Genomic DNA, 16,170 nt, shown 5'->3' on the forward strand with positions numbered 1-16,170 from the left:
AGATGTCTTGATTATTTATCCCGCATTAACGGGCAGTAAAACTCCCACCTCAAAGTCCAGCGAACGCAAGGAAGTTAGGTGGGAGTTAACTGCCCGTAAAAGCCCGATTGGTGAAGGCTAATACTCAGAGGGGGATAGCCCCTCTGAGTAAAGTTTCACTTTATAAGACATCTATTCGTTATTGTATACAAAAGATAGGGATAAGAAAATGATAAAATTTTACCTAATTACAACATAATGCTTACGATAATTGCGGATAAAATGCTAACGAGAGTAGCTCCATATAGTAATTTAAGGCCAAACCTCGCAACAACGTTTCCTTGTTCTTCGTTTAGTCCTTTTACCGCACCTGAAATAATACCAATGGAAGAAAAATTGGCAAAAGACACAAGGAAAACAGAAATAATCCCAACTGTACGGGGAGAAAGGCTATTAGAAATTTTACTAAGGTCCATCATTGCGACAAATTCATTCGTTACAAGCTTCGTTGCCATAATGCTGCCAGCTGCGACAATTTCAGAACTTGGTACACCGATAAGGAATGCGATAGGTGCAAATACATAGCCGATTAATTGTTGGAACGTAATACCGAATATAATGAGGAACAGGTCATTAATACAACTAATTAATGCGACAAATCCGATGAGCATAGCGCCGACAACAATGGCTACACGAAAACCATCAAGAATGTATTCTCCAAGCATTTCAAAAAAGCTTTGTTTTTCACCTTTGATTTCTAAAATATCTTCGTCATCTTTAACGTCGTAAGGGTTAATGATGAGTACGATAATAAAACCGCTAAATAAATTGAGAACGAGTGCAGTTACTACATATTTAGGTTCAATCATTGTCATATAGGCACCTACGATAGACATAGATACGGTTGACATAGCAGAGGCACAAAGTGTATAAAGACGGTGTTTTGGAATTTGAGCTAATTGCTTTTTCACTGTAATAAAAACTTCTGATTGACCGACAATGGCAGAGGCAATAGCATTGTAAGATTCTAATTTCCCAAGACCATTTATTTTACTAAGAAAGTACCCGATCCAATGAATAAAAAATGGTAGTATTTTGAAATGTTGTAATATACCAATTAAAACAGAAATAAAGACGATTGGTAATAATACAGTAAGGAAAAATGGCATTTCACCTTTATTTGCAATACCACCAAATACGAAATTTATTCCATCAGCAGCATACTCGAGTAGCTTTGTAAACAGACTGGAAATGACACGAATAAGTATGAGACCGATTTCTGTATTTAATAATAGGTAGGTTAAAATTAACTGTATAATAAGCATGATGAAAATTGGTTTAAACTTAATATGTTTCTTATTGTTGCTAGCAATATAAGCGAGTAAGAAAACAACAATTAGTCCGACGAAAAAAGTAATGAATTTCATGATAAGCCCCCTAAAAGAGATATTCTGCTATATATGTTTTTCATTTCAAGGGAGAATATGCATCTTTGGTAAAGAAAGGAATAGAGAGAGTATGAATATATGTAGAGTGCATCACGTTGCAATTATTTGTTCGAATTATGAGAGGTCAAAGAATTTTTATACTAGAATATTAGGGTTTAAAGAGATAAATGAAGTATATAGAAAGGAACGAGATTCTTATAAATTAGATTTATGTGTAGGAGAAGAGTATCAAATCGAATTATTTTCATTTCCAAATCCGCCTGAGCGCAAAAGTTTTCCAGAAGCAGCCGGTCTTAGACATTTAGCATTTGCTGTTACAAATATAGAAGAAGCTGTGAAGCATTTAAACCAATGTGGTGTTAAGACAGAACCAATCCGTATTGATGAAATAACGGGGAAGAAATTCGTCTTTTTCCAAGACCCTGATGGTTTACCTTTAGAATTGTATGAGGTTTGAAAATTGGTGGATTTTATATAGAGTTGCTTTCCAATAATTGAAGAAACTAAAGTGAAACTTCTTTTTAAAAGGAGGTGTAACTTTAGCTAAGAGAGCTAAAGAACATATGTGGATATTTTAAAATTATTGATGGTAGTCATTCTTATTGGGTTAACAGCATTTTTTGTGGCTGTTGAATTTGCAATTATTAAGGTACGTAGCAGTCGTATTGATCAACTCGTTAGTGAAAAAAGACGAGGTGCACTGGCAGCTAAAAAGGTAACTTCAAATTTAGACGAGTATTTATCGGCCTGTCAGCTAGGTATTACAATTACTGCTTTAGGGCTCGGGTGGTTAGGGGAACCAACTATTAAACATTTACTCGAGCCGTTGTTTTTAAAATTACAATTCTCACCTGCAATTTCCAGTACAGTTTCATTTATTATTGCCTTTGCAGTAATTACATTTTTACATGTTGTCATTGGGGAACTTGCTCCAAAGACATTTGCTATACAAAAAGCAGAACAAGTTAGCTTATTGTTATCGAAACCACTTATTTATTTTTACCGAGTTATGTACCCGTTTATTTGGGCTTTAAATGGTTCAGCAAGGGTTGTAACTGGTTTATTCGGATTACATCCAGCATCTGAACATGAAGTAGCTCATTCAGAAGAAGAATTAAGGTTAATCTTATCTGAGAGCTATGAGAGCGGAGAGATTAACCAAAGGGAATTTAAATATGTAAATAATATTTTTGAATTTGATAATAGAGTAGCAAAAGAAATTATGGTACCTCGTACGGAAGTTGTAGGCTTATATGAGGACGAACCATTTGAAACACATATTAAAGTCATCGCACAAGAAAAGTACACGAGATATCCTGTATTTGGTGAAGATAAAGATGAAATTATTGGGATGGTAAATGTAAAAGATTTATTTATTCGTTATATGGATGGTAATCGGGACGAGGAGTGCTCAATTATGCCATATACAAGGCCAGTTATTGAAGTGCTAGAAAATATTCCAATTCATGATTTACTGTTACAAATGCAAAGAAAACACATTCCATTAGCTGTATTATATGATGAATATGGTGGTACAGCAGGGATTGTTACACTAGAAGATATTTTAGAAGAAATTGTTGGAGAAATTCGAGATGAATACGATGAAGATGAGAATCCACCTATAGAGCATGTAAGTGAAGGATATAAAATCGTAGAGGGAAAAGTGCTTATTAGTGAAGTAAATGATTTGCTTGGCATACATTTAATTGCTGATGATGTAGATACAATTGGTGGCTGGATTATGGTACAAAAACAAATCGTTGCTGAAGGAGATGTTATTGAGAAACACGGTTTTTATTTTAAAGTCCTTGAAAAGGATATGCATCAAATTAAACGAGTGGAAATAAGGAAAGTAGAAGAATGATTTTCTATAAACTTTAATAAAAAGGATATACAGAAAAATAAATGTTTGCGCTTTCAAAAAAGGTGCTATATAGTGAAGGTGGATACTGAAAAATTCTTCTGAATGATACTCGTGTTTTTAGAGGGCAGATTTTTTGGATAAGGATTTAGAATGAAAAAGTATAGGTGATAAAAATGATAGCAACGAAGGATATACGTATAGAAAAAGATTTTTTAGGTGAAAAAGAAGTACCAAGTGCAGCTTATTATGGTGTACAAACATTACGTGCCGTAGAAAACTTCCCAATTACAGGATACCGCATTCATCCATCACTCATTACAGCAATGGCAATTGTGAAAAAAGCAGCGGCACTTGCGAATATAGATACTGGTTACTTAGCTAAAGACATTGGACATGAAATTGCAGAAGCAGCGCAAGAAATTGTTGATGGAAAGTTTCATGATCAATTTATCGTGGATCCTATTCAAGGCGGAGCCGGAACTTCTATTAATATGAATACAAATGAAGTAATTGCGAATAGAGCGTTAGAGCGTATGGGATATGAAAAAGGGGAATATGCGAAAATTAGCCCAAACACTCATGTGAACATGGCCCAATCAACGAACGATGCGTTTCCAACAGGGATTCATATTGCAACTCTTATGATGTTAGAAGAGCTTCTTATTACAATGGAAGAACTTCATTCTGCTTTTCGTAAAAAAGCAAAAGAGTTTGATCACGTTATTAAAATGGGACGCACACATTTACAAGATGCAGTTCCAATTCGCCTTGGACAAGAATTTGAAGCGTATAGCCGAGTGCTTGAGCGTGATATAAAAAGAATTAAACAGTCTCGTCAACATTTATATGAAGTGAATATGGGGGCGACAGCTGTTGGTACAGGATTAAATGCAAATCCTACGTATATTGAACAAGTGGTAAAACATTTAAGAACGTTTAGTGGATTCCCACTTGTTGGTGCAGAGCATTTAGTTGATGCAACGCAAAATACAGATGCATACACAGAAGTATCTGCAGCGCTTAAAGTATGTATGATGAACATGTCTAAAATTGCAAACGATCTTCGTATTATGGCGTCTGGTCCACGTGTTGGGTTAGCTGAAATTCAATTGCCAGCACGTCAGCCAGGTTCATCCATTATGCCAGGAAAAGTAAATCCAGTTATGGCAGAAGTAATTAACCAAGTCGCATTCCAAGTAATCGGAAACGATCATACAATTTGCTTAGCATCAGAAGCAGGACAATTAGAGTTAAACGTAATGGAGCCTGTGCTTGTATTTAATTTAATTCAATCTATAAGCATTATGAATAATGGATTCCGTGTATTCCGTGAATATTGTATTGAAGGAATTACAGCAAATGAAGAATTGCTGAAGCAATATGTTGAGAAAAGTGTTGGAATTATTACAGCAGTTAATCCTCATATTGGTTATGAAGCAGCATCTCGTATTGCACGTGAAGCAATTGAAACAGGAAAATCTGTTAGGGAGTTATGTTTAGAACATGGTGTACTGACAGAAGAGGAATTGGATATTATTTTAGATCCATTCGAAATGACTCATCCTGAAATTGCTGGAGCTTCTTTATTAAAAAATAAAAAAATATAATGTGAAAAACACCGATCCATTTGGATCGGTGTTTTATTTTTAAAAGATATTAAACACAGCGTTTAATTGAAGTAAGCTAATAACAGCTAAGAAGATTAAACTGTATTTCATTGCTGTTTTAAATAGAGCAGATTCTTTACCAACTAGTCCAACTGCGGCACAAGCAACTGCTACAGATTGTGGTGAAACCATTTTTGCCATTGTACCACCTACCACGTTTAAGGCAACGAGTGTAGAAGGAACGATGTTTAATTGGTCTGCTGTTACTGCTTGCAGTGGTGCGAATAAAGAACCACTTGAAACTACTGAACCTGTAATGAATACGCCAATCCATCCTAAGATTGGAGAAAGAATTGGGAATGCATTACCAGTAGATGAGAATGCAAGTCCAAGTGTAGATGACATACCAGAGTAGTTCTCTACGTAAGCTAAAGCGATAACGCTACAAATTGTATATACTGGAGCTTTTAATTCTTTCATTGTTTCAATCATTAATTCTTTAACCATTTTACCTTTTACGCGGTAAACGATAAGTGAAACGATAATTGCTAGTACAATCGCAGTAGTTGTAGAAGAAAATACATCAAATTTGAAAACAGCTGCGAAAGGTGTATCAGCTTTTGTAATTGGTGTAGTTTTCATAACAGCATTATGAAGACCAGGGAACTGAATGTTAAATACTAAGTTTGCTAACGCACCATCTGGAGCAAATAAAGCTTTAATTGGTTTTAAATTAAAGATTGTTACAAATGCAGTTAAGAATACGAATGGAGACCAAGCATATAAAATTTGATTGAATGTATGTGATACTTTAGTTTCTTGTTTTTCTTCTTTAGTAGAAGATTTTGGTTGCCAAACACGTAAGAATAATGCAAGAGCAATCATACTTACAACGGCTGCGAAAATATTAGTAAGTTCTGCACCTAAGAAGTAAGTTACAGCGAATTGAGTAATAGCGAAAGAAACACCACTTACAAGAATACCTTGCCAAGTTTCTTTAATACCTTTAACTCCATCGACCATTGAAACAAGTAAGAAAGGTAAGATAATACTAATGAAAGGTAAAATAAGAACAGTTTGACGACCAATAGTTAATGCGTCAAGTTCAGTTAATTGTGCCGGTACTGTAACTGGAATACCCATAGCACCCATAGCACCACCAGCAATATTAGCTACTAAACAAATACCTGCTGCTTTTAATGGATTAAAGCCCATACCCACAAGTAGTGCAGCTGTAATAGCAACTGGAACCCCTAGACCAGCTGCGCCTTCTAAGAAAGCACCGAAAGAATAAGCAATTAATAATACTTGTAAACGTTGATCATTTGTAATGCTTGAAATACTATCGCGAATAATATTGAACTGCTCTGTTTTAACAGTTAATTTGTAAAGGAAAATTGCGGCGATAACGATAGTACAAATTGGATAAAATCCAGATAAAACACCGAATCCAGCAGATGCTACAGCTACTGTTGCTGGCATTTTATAAACAAATATTGCAAGAATAATAGCGACAATCACACTGTAAAGACCAGCGATATAACTTTTCATTTTCAGTCCCATTAAACAAATGATGAAGCAGAAAATTGGAAGTGCTGCGATTAGTGCAGATAACCAAATATTGTTTAATGGATCATAAATTTGTGTCCAAGTACTCATAATAATGACAACTCCTATCTATTATATGTGAAGAAATTCACATTATTTGTGAAACTATTCACAATCAACTTACATGCTTAGTATATTCTCCTTCAACACTATTGTCAACGTAAAAAAGTATAATTATTCCATAATAGTGTTAAAAGAAAAGCTTTGTTCATAAAGTAGACAAAAAACACACTCAAATGAATTTAAGTGTGCTGTATAAATTATTTGCATATTATTTTGCTTATTCAGATGGCATGTTCCCTATAGGTGTATATTAGATGCCGTCTCTTATCCCGCATTAACGGGCAGTAAGACCCACACCTCAAAATTCAGCGGAAGCAAAGAAGTTAGGTGGGGATCGGGCTGCCAGTAAACGCCCGGTTGGTGAGGGCTGATAATCAGTGGGGATGAACAAAAACCCTACTGATTAAAGTTTGATATATGCACTTATCTGTCCTGTTTGATTTAGTGAGAGAGGAACGGTGAGTGGATTTAATAGGAAGTTTTTCACAACAATTCAACCGCTTGCAATACGAATAAAAAATAAGAAACAAATTTTTAATACCATATCATCTCTTTTTACTGAAAATTCCTTTTAGCGTAACAAAGAGGTTAAGTATAGTTCAACTACATTACGATAGGTTATCAATTATAGACGATATTTTACAATACCGTTACTGTGCATTTCAATGAGGTGAAAATATAACAAAAAGCCTGATAAAACAACGTTTGTAAGCAAAGTATTCGTAGGCCATTATTTTGCTTTTTCGTTATATCATATAGTATAATATTCAAAATCAGCAAGGATTTTCTCCTGAATTTTTGCTGATGAAGATGGAAAAAATTTTCGGCTTTATAGGTTGATAAAGTTATGTCGTAACAGGAAATATAAGAACAGATATATAAATAAATAAAAAGAACATAAAAACGCAAATAAAAACGAAAATGAGGGGAACTTTATGAACCAAAATCAATTTGAATGTCGTATTTCAGAAGAAGATGTACAAATGTTAAGAGCGTTAGCTCACCCACTTCGTCTACGTCTAGTAATGGAACTTATGCAAAGAGGAACATGTAATGTAACACAACTACAGGAAGTATTAGAAATTCCGCAATCAACGGTTTCACAACATTTAACGAAGTTAAAGCAAAATAAAGTAGTGCGCTTTGAAAGACGAGGATTAGAAGTGTATTATCAAATCCATAATGATAAAGTAAGTGCGGTAGTAAAAACATTATTTTCTTAAAATTTGAATATTATGGAAAAAGACGTGTAGAATATACGTCTTTTTTTATTTGTCAGAAAGGTAGCGAGAGAGTAAATATTAGCATGTGAGGTAGAAATGACTATTAATCAATATGCTGCCTTACCGAATATATTCTAAAAGGAAAAGAAAAAATAGAAAGGAGTGTAGTAAGCAAAAGGAGGGATAGTAGTATGGATGTGAAACGTGTGAAACAAATCTTATCTTCTTCAAGTAGAATTGACGTTACATATGAGGGCGTACCAGTATGGATTGAGAGCTGTGATGAGCAGAAGGGGAGTGCTCAAGTGTATGATGTATCTAATCCTGGTGAGAGCGTTCATGTGGACGTGACAGCTTTAGAGGAGAAATAATAAAAAAGACGCTTCTAATTTTAGAAGCGTCTTTTTGTTATTCCATCATATGTGCAATTTTCTTAGAGAACATAAGAAGTACTAATCCCAGTACAATTACGATAATACCGATGCTTGCGAATACTTCTAAATATCCTAAAGATTGAGTGAAAGCGGCTAATTGTCCTGCTAATAAGTTTGCGAAGCCAGTACCAGCTAACCATACACCCATTAATAATGATGCTAGTTTAACAGGAGCGATTGCACTTACCATAGATAATCCGATTGGTGATAAGAATAACTCACCGATTGTGTGGAACATGTAAGTGAATACAATGAATAGTAAGTTTGCTTTCATTGTAATGTTACCTTCATCGCTACCAGTTTTTAAAACAGCTAAAGTTAGAACTAAATATCCAATCCCTAGTAAAATCATACCTAATGCCATTTTTGTTGGGATTTTCAAATCACCATTTTTTGTTTTTGAAAGCTTAATCCATAACGCAGAAACAGGTAATGCTAGTAAGATAATGAATAGTGGGTTTACAGATTGGAACCAAGGTGTTGGAATTGTAAATCCACCAATTGTACGATCTACGAACTTATCTGTGTAAAGTGTTAAAGAGCTACCAGCTTGTTCAAATCCTGCCCAGAAGAATACAACGAAACAAGTTAAAATTAAAATTGCAACAGTACGTTTTTTCTCTTGTGGTGTTAAAGGTTTTTTCTCAACAGCTTTTGCATTTTGTTCTTTAGATTTTTTACCCACAACTGTTGTTCCAGCTGATCCTAAGTAACGAGGTGCTAATAAGTTAAATGCAATTTGTCCAATAATCATACCGATACAAGCTGTTAAGAAACCGTATCTATAATCTGCGAAGTAACCGCAAATGAATGGAGCGATAAGAGCTCCTAAGTTAATCCCCATGTAGAAGATAGTGAAGGCACTATCACGACGAGAATCGTTGTCACTATATAATTGACCTAATAAAGTCGAAATATTCGGTTTGAAGAATCCGTTACCGATAACTAATAATCCTAATCCTAAAAATAGTCCAGTTTTCGTATTCATTGAAAATAGTACGAAGTTACCAATTGCCATGATGATACCACCAATAGTAATGGCATGTCGCTTCGTAATGAAATGGTCAGTTAACCAACCACCAATAATAGGTGTGAAATATACAAGCATTGTGAAAATACCGTAAATTTGAACTGCAACTGCTTTATCAAATCCTAAACCGCCGCTTACTAAGCTCGTTGTTAAATAAAGAACTAATAAGCCACGCATTCCGTAATAACTAAATCTTTCCCATGCCTCTGTAAAGAACAACAAGTATAACCCTGGTGGATGTTTTTTTGGTGATTGTTGCTCTCCAGCTTTGTCTAATTTTAAAGCTGCATCCATGTTTGTTTCCCCCTAATCCTGTATAACGGATATTTATGTAATCATTTTAATTTACAAAATATTTAGAAGTCAATAGAATTATATGGAAATAGAAAGAAAATTTCTGAAAAAGTTCTATTTTTCTTCGACCGTTACTGTATTTTGCCCTGAAAACAAGATGATAAGCGTTTTCAAATGTAATAATTGAATTCTAAAAGAAAATAAAATAGTGATTAATCAGAAAATTTAGATTAAAATATTTATTCTGATATAAAGAAAATATATTCTATTTACTTTCTCAATATAACATATTGGGAATAAAAATACAAAACGAAATAATGTGACATTTAAGTGAATTGAAAAATAACCAGCTCCATAGAAGGGAGCTGGTTAAGGAAATATTATTTAACAAAGCGTTTTTCGATGTCATCTAATAGTAGGTTAGCGGCCATTACGCCACCAGCTGTATTCCAAATAACGTCATCAACTTTGTATGCTTTACCATTTTTTACTGCATTTAAATTTTTAAATAGCGGATCATTAATATATTCTTTTTCTAATTCAGATCCTTTTTTCTCATTTCCTTTATCGAATGTGAAGTAGAATAATACGTCACCATCCATTGCAGAAATACGCTCTTTAGATACGTTACGCTCTGCAAAATCATCTTTGTTTTGATCTCCAGGACGTTTAAATCCAAGTTCTTTTAAAATAACACCAGAGAATGTATCACCATGATAAATACGAACATCACCAGGCATGAAACGAACCATAGAGATTTCTTGATTTACTTTATCGCCAAGTTTGCCTTTTAAATCTTTCATACGTGATTCGTAATCAGCTACAACTTTTTGACCTTCTTTTTCTTTATTTAATGCTTTTGCATAAAATTTGAAGTTATCTTTCCATTCACCACGTAATGTTTCTGAGAACACAGTAGGTGCAATTGCTTTTAGTTGTTCGTACACTTTTTCGTGACGCATTTTGTTACCGATAATTAAGTCTGGTTTTAAAGAAGCAATTGTTTCAACGTTAACTTGTCCTTCATCACCAACAACTTTTACATCTTTCATTTTATCCTTAATATGTGGATACCATGGGTCACCAGTCCAAGACTTTACAGCACCAACTGGTTTCACACCTAATTCAAGTAAAGCTTCAGTTCCTTCATTTGTTAAGATAACTACACGTTTTGGATTAGCAGGAACTTCTGTTTTACCCATTGCATGTTCTACAGTAACCACTTCTTTTTTATTATCTTCTTTTGTAGATTCTTCTTTGTTACTTGATTTTCCACAAGCGCTTAAAAGCATTGAAAATGCTAGTAAAAATACAAATACTGTAAACGATTTCTTCCGCATGAAATTCATTATGTACCCCCTACATGTTGAGAATATTTTTCAATAGCAAGCATGATATTAAGCCTTTATCTTTTAATTGTCAATATATATGGGTGAAAATAATTCTCATTTCCGTTGACAATAAGAATTAAGTTGAAATACACTAACAACGTATCATTATACATTGAAGGGGAAACGCTGCATGTTATTAAAAACAAATCGAGCAAAAGGGATTGGATTATTTGTTGGAATCATTGCAGTCGTTATTTGTATTTGGGGAAGTATTATTTTCGGATATACAAATACGAGTTGGAAACTAGCATTGGATGCTTTTTTCCATTTTAACGGTTCCAATGAACATATTATTATTCAAAATGTACGTCTGCCTAGGGCGTTAATTGCAGCTAGTGTTGGTGCTAGTTTAGCCATTGCTGGTTGTCTTATGCAAACTTTAACTAAGAATCCACTTGCTTCTCCAGATTTTATTGGATTAAATTCAGGTGCTGCGTTCTTCATAGTTGTAGCAATTGTAATCTTTTCAGTAACATCATTATCAGCTTTCACATGGATCGCCTTTTTAGGAGCGGCGGTTGCAGCTGTACTTGTATTTGCTTCTAGTTCTTTAGGAAAAGAAGGGACTACTCCTCTTAAGTTAACGTTAGCAGGGGTCGCAATTAGTGCGTTATTTTCATCATTAACACAAGGATTACTTGTGTTAAATGAAAAAGCACTTGAAGAGGTATTATTTTGGCTTGCTGGATCTGTGCAAGGGCGAAAGTTAGAAATTTTACAATCTGTATTCCCATATTTATTAATAGGATGGATTGCATCTCTTATTATGGCAGGAAAAGTAAATACATTGATGATGGGAGAAGACGTCGCGAAAGGACTTGGACAACGAACAATTTTAATGAAATCATTCGTGTTACTTATTATTGTACTGTTGTCTGGTGGTTCAGTTGCGGTTGCTGGCCCAATTGGATTTATTGGGATTATTACTCCGCATTTTGCTAGATTTCTTGTTGGAGTTGACCACAGATGGAGAGTGCCTTATAGCGGATTGTTAGGTGCAATACTACTAATATTGGCTGATATAGCAGCAAGATATGTCATTATGCCACAAGAAGTACCAGTAGGAGTTATGACAGCATTTATTGGAGCACCGTTCTTTATTTATATTGCACGTAAGAGAGGGCTTAGCAAATGAAGAAATATATTCCGTTTCGTATAGGAAAAGGCGAGCTCTCGTTTTTAATGTATAAACGAGCTTGTCTCGTCTTGTTAAGTTTACTACTTGTTTTAATAGGATTATTCTTTGCGAGCGCAGGTATGGGAGACATGAAAATTGCTCCTTATGACGTATGGCAAGCAATTACCGGAAATGGCGATGCGATGTCAAACATGGTTGTAAATAAGTTTCGTATGCCGCGTATTTTAATTGCTATCCTCGTAGGAATTGCGCTCGCGGTAGCGGGCTGTATTTTACAAGGGCTTGTTCGAAATCCACTTGCTTCTCCTGATATCATCGGGATTACGGGCGGGGCAAGTGTTGCAGTTGTATTATTTTTAGCGCTATTTAGTGATAAAAATAATGCACTAACGGTAAGTATTCATTATATGCCGCTCGCAGCTTTTGCAGGAGCAACGATTGTAGCGGTTTTTGTATACTTATTTGCATGGCAAAATGATGGATTATCACCAATTACCCTCGTTTTAATTGGTGTTGGATTCTGGGCATTAACGAAGGCTGCGACAACATTATTTATGTTGCTAGCACCAATTTATCAAGCGAGCCAAGCAAATGTATGGATTACGGGTACCGTTTATGGCTCTTCTTGGCAAAATGTTATGGTACTTGCGCCTTGGGTTCTCATTTTAACAGTAATATCATTTATCGCAGCTAGGCATTTAAATGCACAAGAGCTAGGGGATGATATAGCGGTAGGACTTGGGGTTCCTTTAACGAAGTCGCGTGTATTTATGCTATTACTTAGTACAGCTTTAATTGGTGGTGCGGTAGCTTTTGCCGGAGGGATTGGATTTGTCGGTTTAATGGCACCTCATATTTCACGAAGATTGGTTGGTTCTTTATACGGTGCATTACTCCCAGTTGCAGCTATTGTCGGTGCAATTCTAGTACTTGCTGCAGATTTAATAGGGCGTACAATTTTCACGCCACTTGAAATTCCAGCAGGGGTATTTACATCAGCAATTGGTGCACCTTATTTTATTTATTTACTTTATAAAAGTCGGAATTCATAAAGGGAGATGAATATGCAAAAAGCATTGGAGACGAAACGCTTGACGTTGTCTTATGGTGAAACAAGTATTATTGATGAGTTGAATTTAGAAATTCCAAAAGGCGAAATTACAATCTTTATCGGCTCTAACGGTTGCGGGAAATCAACTTTATTACGTTCACTAGCTAGATTATTAAAACCAACAACTGGTGATATTTTGTTAGATAATCAAGCCATTCAAAGTATGCAAACGAAGCAAATCGCTCGTCAAATGGCGATTTTACCGCAAGGACCACAAGCACCAGAAGGACTTACAGTATTACAACTTGTAAAGCAAGGGCGTTATCCATACCAAACATGGCTGAAGCAATGGTCAGAAAAAGACGAGGAAATGGTACAGAAAGCACTTGCAGCGACAGGTATGACAGAATTTGCTGAGCGTGATGTGCATGCTCTTTCAGGTGGGCAACGTCAACGTGCTTGGATCGCAATGACACTTGCACAAGATACAGATATCATTTTACTGGATGAGCCCACTACATACTTAGATATGACTCACCAAATTGAAGTGCTGGATTTATTATTCGAATTAAATGAAACAGAACAAAGAACAATTGTTATGGTATTACATGATCTAAATTTAGCATGCCGCTATGCAGATAACATTGTAGCAATTCAAGATAAACAAATATATGCACAAGGTAAACCTGAAGAAGTGGTAGATGAGAAACTAGTACGTGATGTATTCCGAATGGAGTGTCAAATTAGTACGGATCCGTTGTTTGGAACACCGCTTTGTATCCCGCATGGAAGAGGAAGACGTGTAGTTAAAGAAGTTGCTCAGGCGATAAGATAAAAAAACGATGAGTGATTCATCGTTTTTTTTTTTATTTGGTACAAGAAAATAAGAGGAAGAGAGGAATTCGTAAGCGACGTTTATACTCTTCTTCATTTTGAAAATAGATTGGATTTGGTGTAGCTTCTTTTAATGATGTAATGGTAAATCCAGCTTGCTGTAATAATGTGAAATACTCTTCCGTTGTACGATGATATTTAATAACTTCTTGGTCAATCCATGGTTCAACCCGTTTGCCTAGTTTAAAATAATCATCGACGAGCCAACTCGTTCTTTTACCACTTGTTTGTAAGCTTTCAAATGAAGAAGTAATAACGGGATGTTGAACGCTAAAGGTAAAGGTGCCATTTGTTTTTAAAGTTTGAAACACATTTTGAAAAATGGTATCAAGATGTTCAATATAATGTAAGGCGAGTCTAGATGTTACTAAATCAAAAGTGGAAGAGGGATAGGTATAATCTTTGAGGTTTAAAAAATGAACAGATCCATTTTTATTTTCTAGTTGATTTTTAGCTTTTTCATACATAAGTTCGGAGCCTTCAATGCCAGTGTAAGAGTAGCATCCCTTTTCTAATAATTCCGCACCAAACTTAGCGTCACCACAGCCTAAATCGAGAATTTGTTTTCCTTGCACATGACCAATGAGCTGAAAGAATACTGGTTTTTCAATGGATTCATTTGGGCTATTTTCTCGGTATCTTCGTTTCATATATTGTTCGAAAAATGCTGTGTTATTGTATACATCAGATTCTGTAAATGCCATGTTTGAAACCTCCCAAAATATTTTTTTAATTCTATCAAATATGAAAAGTAAATGATAGATTTATTATAATGAATCATATATAATCTAAAATTGTAAGCGGTTACTTTAAACTATTTTTCTATAATAAATTCTGAAAACGTGTTAAGCTAGTAGAGGGATTATTAGAACTATTAAGACAATAATCCGCTTACATGAACGATGGGAGGCTTCACGATGTCTAGTAAAACACTTGCAAAATTTTTAGAAGAAAATTTAGAGGATTTAAAATCAAAGGGGCTTTATAACGTAATTGATCCGCTTGAGAGTTCAAATGGACCAATCATTACAATTGGCGGAAAAGAATATATTAACTTATCTTCAAACAACTATCTTGGATTAGCAACAGATAGCCGTTTGCAAGAAGCAGCAATTGGTGCAATTCATAAGTACGGTGTTGGGGCAGGAGCTGTTCGTACAATTAACGGTACTTTAGATTTGCATATTAAATTAGAAGAGATAATTGCAAAGTTTAAACATACAGAAGCGGCAATTGCTTACCAATCAGGATTTAACTGTAATATGGCAGCGATTTCAGCTGTTATGGATAAAAATGATGCAATTCTTTCAGACGAATTAAACCATGCTTCTATTATTGATGGTAGTCGTCTATCAAAGGCAAAAATTATTGTTTATAAACATTCTGATATGGAAGATTTACGCCAAAAAGCAATCGCGGCGAAAGAATCGGGTCTTTACAATAAATTAATGGTAATTACAGACGGTGTCTTCTCAATGGATGGAGATGTTGCAAAACTACCAGAAATTGTTGAGATTGCAGAAGAATTAGATTTAATGACATATGTAGACGATGCACACGGTTCAGGTGTACTTGGAAAAGGTGCAGGAACTGTAAAGCACTTCGGTCTATCTGATAAAGTTGATTTCCAAATTGGTACATTATCAAAAGCAATTGGGGTAATTGGTGGATATGTAGCAGGGAAACAAAACTTAATTGACTGGTTAAAAGTTCGTTCACGTCCATTCTTATTCTCTACAGCATTAACACCAGCTGATGCAGCAGCTTGCATGAGATCAATTGAAATCTTAATGGAAAGCACAGAGTTACATGATCGTTTATGGGAAAATGGCCGCTACTTAAAACAAGGATTAAAAGAACTTGGCTTTAACATTGGGGAAAGTGAAACGCCAATTACACCTTGTATTATTGGGGACGAAGTGTTAACACAAGAATTTAGTAAGCGTCTAAATGAAGAAGGTGTATACGCAAAATCTATTGTGTTCCCAACTGTAGCAAAAGGAAAAGGTCGTGTTCGTAATATGCCTACAGCAGCTCATACGAAAGAAATGTTAGATGAAGCAATTCGTAAGTATGAAAAAGTAGGAAAAGAAATGGGCATCATTTAAGTAAGGGCATCTTTTGAATAGCTTGCAAATGAGGAGTG

General features: G+C 35.1%; 14 protein-coding genes. 9 read left to right on the plus strand and 5 right to left on the minus strand.

Features of this window, described 5'->3' with window-relative positions:
- Nucleotides 1–227: 227 nt before the first annotated feature.
- The gene (locus BCG9842_RS02960) at nt 228–1,406 is read right to left on the minus strand and encodes a NupC/NupG family nucleoside CNT transporter (protein WP_000668872.1); all 1,179 of its coding nucleotides are present in this window, start codon (nt 1,404–1,406) and stop codon (nt 228–230) included.
- A gap of 91 nt (nt 1,407–1,497) precedes the next feature.
- On the opposite strand from BCG9842_RS02960, the gene gloA2 reads away from it, so the two are divergent.
- The 3 genes from gloA2 (at nt 1,498) to aspA (ending at nt 4,898) form a co-directional block, all read left to right on the plus strand.
- Nucleotides 1,498–1,884 (plus strand): SMU1112c/YaeR family gloxylase I-like metalloprotein, encoded by a 387-nt coding sequence (gloA2, locus tag BCG9842_RS02965; RefSeq protein WP_001017673.1) that lies wholly within the window; start codon nt 1,498–1,500, stop codon nt 1,882–1,884.
- A gap of 108 nt (nt 1,885–1,992) precedes the next feature.
- Complete coding sequence (locus tag BCG9842_RS02970; RefSeq protein ID WP_000353320.1) at nt 1,993–3,291, plus strand: hemolysin family protein; 1,299 nt, start codon at nt 1,993–1,995, stop codon at nt 3,289–3,291.
- A 173-nt stretch (nt 3,292–3,464) separates the two neighbouring features.
- Entirely contained in the window at nt 3,465–4,898 is a 1,434-nt protein-coding gene (aspA, locus tag BCG9842_RS02975; protein WP_000562136.1) for an aspartate ammonia-lyase, read from the plus strand.
- Between the two features lie 39 nt (nt 4,899–4,937).
- Here the strand turns inward: aspA and BCG9842_RS02980 are convergent, their stop codons facing one another.
- Nucleotides 4,938–6,557: an L-lactate permease gene (locus BCG9842_RS02980; RefSeq protein WP_000109120.1), complete on the minus strand. Its 1,620-nt coding sequence runs from the start codon at nt 6,555–6,557 to the stop codon at nt 4,938–4,940.
- Between the two features lie 947 nt (nt 6,558–7,504).
- Here BCG9842_RS02980 and BCG9842_RS02985 point away from each other — a divergent pair.
- Both BCG9842_RS02985 and BCG9842_RS02990 read left to right on the plus strand, forming a co-directional pair.
- Nucleotides 7,505–7,792 (plus strand): ArsR/SmtB family transcription factor, encoded by a 288-nt coding sequence (locus BCG9842_RS02985; RefSeq protein ID WP_001075219.1) that lies wholly within the window; start codon nt 7,505–7,507, stop codon nt 7,790–7,792.
- A gap of 191 nt (nt 7,793–7,983) precedes the next feature.
- A complete protein-coding gene (locus tag BCG9842_RS02990; protein ID WP_000382679.1) occupies nt 7,984–8,163 on the plus strand; it encodes an acid-soluble spore protein H in 180 nt (59 codons plus the stop codon).
- Nucleotides 8,164–8,200: 37 nt separating this feature from the next.
- Here BCG9842_RS02990 and BCG9842_RS02995 read toward each other — a convergent pair whose 3' ends face one another.
- Both BCG9842_RS02995 and BCG9842_RS03000 read right to left on the minus strand, forming a co-directional pair.
- Entirely contained in the window at nt 8,201–9,550 is a 1,350-nt protein-coding gene (locus tag BCG9842_RS02995) for a peptide MFS transporter (RefSeq protein ID WP_000338303.1), read from the minus strand.
- A 380-nt stretch (nt 9,551–9,930) separates the two neighbouring features.
- Nucleotides 9,931–10,899, minus strand: a complete 969-nt coding sequence (locus BCG9842_RS03000; protein ID WP_001010281.1) for an ABC transporter substrate-binding protein — start codon at nt 10,897–10,899, stop codon at nt 9,931–9,933.
- Between the two features lie 172 nt (nt 10,900–11,071).
- On the opposite strand from BCG9842_RS03000, the gene BCG9842_RS03005 reads away from it, so the two are divergent.
- From BCG9842_RS03005 to BCG9842_RS03015, 3 genes are read left to right on the plus strand one after another with little or no spacing between them, the layout of a single operon-like run.
- On the plus strand, nt 11,072–12,076 hold the full coding sequence (locus BCG9842_RS03005; RefSeq protein WP_000925213.1) for a FecCD family ABC transporter permease: 1,005 nt from the start codon (nt 11,072–11,074) through the stop codon (nt 12,074–12,076).
- On the plus strand, nt 12,073–13,131 hold the full coding sequence (locus BCG9842_RS03010; protein ID WP_000760053.1) for a FecCD family ABC transporter permease: 1,059 nt from the start codon (nt 12,073–12,075) through the stop codon (nt 13,129–13,131). The genes BCG9842_RS03005 and BCG9842_RS03010 overlap by 4 nt, the downstream gene beginning before the upstream one ends.
- Before the next feature lie 12 nt (nt 13,132–13,143).
- Nucleotides 13,144–13,965 (plus strand): ABC transporter ATP-binding protein, encoded by an 822-nt coding sequence (locus BCG9842_RS03015; RefSeq protein WP_001167972.1) that lies wholly within the window; start codon nt 13,144–13,146, stop codon nt 13,963–13,965.
- 31 nt (nt 13,966–13,996) lie between these two features.
- On the opposite strand, the gene BCG9842_RS03020 is transcribed toward BCG9842_RS03015, so the two are convergent.
- The gene (locus BCG9842_RS03020; RefSeq protein WP_000885973.1) at nt 13,997–14,728 is read right to left on the minus strand and encodes a class I SAM-dependent DNA methyltransferase; all 732 of its coding nucleotides are present in this window, start codon (nt 14,726–14,728) and stop codon (nt 13,997–13,999) included.
- Nucleotides 14,729–14,941: 213 nt separating this feature from the next.
- Here BCG9842_RS03020 and BCG9842_RS03025 point away from each other — a divergent pair, with 213 nt between their 5' ends.
- Entirely contained in the window at nt 14,942–16,132 is a 1,191-nt protein-coding gene (locus BCG9842_RS03025) for a glycine C-acetyltransferase (RefSeq protein ID WP_000095901.1), read from the plus strand.
- The last annotated feature ends 38 nt before the right edge of the window (nt 16,133–16,170 follow it).

Origin of the sequence: Bacillus cereus G9842, from assembly GCF_000021305.1 — a bacterium.
In the GTDB taxonomy this organism is placed as follows: Bacteria; Bacillota; Bacilli; order Bacillales; family Bacillaceae_G; genus Bacillus_A; species Bacillus_A thuringiensis_S.